The organism is Paenibacillus sp. MDMC362, from assembly GCF_003269305.1.
Classification (GTDB): domain Bacteria; phylum Bacillota; class Bacilli; order Paenibacillales; family Paenibacillaceae; genus Paenibacillus_AQ.
Genome location: NZ_QLYT01000117.1, coordinates 1 through 2,278 on the forward strand (window position 1 = coordinate 1; position 2,278 = coordinate 2,278).

At 46.5% G+C, this 2,278-nt stretch carries 3 protein-coding genes; all 3 read left to right on the plus strand.

Going from position 1 to position 2,278, the window contains the following annotated elements; all coding sequences use genetic code 11:
- Positions 1-177 precede the first annotated feature (177 nt).
- The 3 genes from bioB (at position 178) to DP091_RS31095 (ending at position 2,182) form a co-directional block, all read left to right on the plus strand.
- Entirely contained in the window at positions 178-1,176 is a 999-nt protein-coding gene (bioB, locus tag DP091_RS31085) for a biotin synthase BioB (protein WP_113061855.1), read from the plus strand.
- Positions 1,177-1,303: 127 nt separating this feature from the next.
- Positions 1,304-1,693: a rhodanese-like domain-containing protein gene (locus DP091_RS31090; protein WP_113061857.1), complete on the plus strand. Its 390-nt coding sequence runs from the start codon at positions 1,304-1,306 to the stop codon at positions 1,691-1,693.
- 150 nt (positions 1,694-1,843) lie between these two features.
- On the plus strand, positions 1,844-2,182 hold the full coding sequence (locus tag DP091_RS31095) for an antibiotic biosynthesis monooxygenase (protein WP_113061856.1): 339 nt from the start codon (positions 1,844-1,846) through the stop codon (positions 2,180-2,182).
- Positions 2,183-2,278: the final 96 nt, after the last annotated feature.

The following is a 2,278-nucleotide window of genomic DNA, read 5'->3' on the forward strand; positions in this document are numbered from 1 at the left end:
AGTCTGCTCACGAATCGTTCATGGCAGAGCTGTCGCACTTGGCTTGACAATCCGTCTTGTAAAAAACCGCTATGAAGGATTGTCACTGTTTTATTATCTATGCTATTATTACCCTTATTGTTAACCAAATCATTATTTAAAACGGTTGACATTAAAACAGAGAAGGAGAATGAAGATATGACGACTCAAATCCATTATGATTGGGCGACGCTGGCTGATCACGTTGTGCAAGGGCATGAAATAACGCCGATTGAGGCTTTGGCCATTCTGAACAGCGAGGATCACGAACTGCTGACGGTTATGCAGGCTGCATATCGAATCCGCCGTGAGTATTATGGGAACAAGGTTAAGCTGAACATGATCGTTAACGCCAAATCCGGTCTGTGTCCTGAAGATTGCGGATACTGCTCCCAGTCCATCGTGTCGGAAGCGCCTATTGATAAATACGCATGGCTTACCAAAGACAAAATTCTCGAAGGCGCGCGTGAGTCGATTCGACGAAAGGCGGGAACCTATTGCATCGTTGCTTCCGGTCGTCGTCCTTCCAATCGGGAGATTGATCATGTAGTCGCAGCGGTGAAGGAGATTACACAGACGACTCAGCTGAAGGTGTGCTGTTGTCTGGGCTTCTTGAGTGAGGATCATGCGCGTAAGCTCGCCGATGCCGGCGTGCACCGATATAATCATAATCTGAATACTTCGAAAGATAACTATGAACAGATTACGACCACGCATACATACGATGATCGGTTAGATACCGTGAAGCAGGCAAGCTCTTCCGGAATGTCCCCTTGTTCCGGAGCCATTTTCGGAATGGGCGAGAGCCTGAAGGAACGGGTGGAAATTGCGTTTGCTCTGAAATCGCTTGGAGCGGATTCGATTCCTTGCAATTTTCTGAATGCGATTGAAGGCACTCCTCTGGAAGGGCGTAAAGAATTGACCCCGATGATGTGCTTGAAGATTCTTGCCATGATGCGGTTTGTTAACCCTGCGAAGGAAATTCGAATTGCAGGGGGGCGCGAAGTGAATCTGCGCTCCTTGCAGCCGCTGGGATTATATGCGGCCAATTCGATCTTCATCGGCGATTATTTAACGACAGAAGGCCAGGCCCATACCGCAGACTGGGGATTGATTGAAGATCTCGGGTTTGAAATTGAGGAATGCGCTCTGTCATGATGTATTGACATTTAAGCATGAAGCACATACTATATACCCGTAGGGGTAAGGAATGGGGATGGAATGTCTCATGCTCTTTCCACCAAGCATCAAGTCGATGCACATGACAATGATGGGGGAATGCTTCGTGCTGATTGCATCTGCCGCTCTGATTATATTTATACTTAGTTTATATTACCGAAGGTATGTACCTATATCCGGCTTGCGGTTCATGAAGTGCAGTGAACTTCGACAGGCCCAGGAGGACTGTCCGAATCTGAAAATGCTCGATGTACGTGATGTGTCCGAATATATGGCTTGTCCGCGGAAAGAGACGATTAACATCTCTCTCGGAAGGTTGCCTTATGTGTGGGAGCAGGAGCTGAAACCCGATGACTCCGTGGTCATTGTAACGCCCAAGCGTTCGGATGGAATTCTGGCTGCGCGCAAGCTGAAGAAGGCCGGCTTCACTTCGCTTTTTTATTTACAGGAGGATTGCATGGCTTGCAATTCCATGCAGCACATTTCACTGAATTAATGACGATCTGATCAGCAGACTTATGCTGGTCAGATTTTTTTATTTTTCGAGTGAGGGGGATTAAATTTGACAATGATAATCGTTATCATTTAGAATGAAAGAATATCGTTCATTTTACGGTTATTTTCACTAAGGGAGTGTTCGTTGAATATGTTGATCGAGACGAAAACGATTATTGTTAAAGCAGGCACATCCAATCTGGTTGTTGAGCGTTTCAGCAAGCCCGGACCCATAGAAGAAATCGAAGGTTTCATTGATCTGAATGTCCTTGTCAAGAATGCAAAGCGTACCGACGAAACGGAAGAGGTCATCGTCATGATTCGCTGGGAATCCAAAGAAGCCTGGAAACGCTGGGAGACCAGTCCCGCTCACATTCAAGGACATCGTGATAACCGCGGCAAGCCGCAGCCTGAGCATGTGATTAGCTCCAGTCACGGCATGTATGAGGTTATGGCATCCAAAGGACCGAGATCTGTTCAACAGGCATAATATTTATTAATCCAAAAGGAAGCGGCTGTTAAAGCCGCTTCTCAGATTGTCGAGAAACCCTGTACTTTGAAAAAAGTGCAGGGTTTCTCCCTTTTA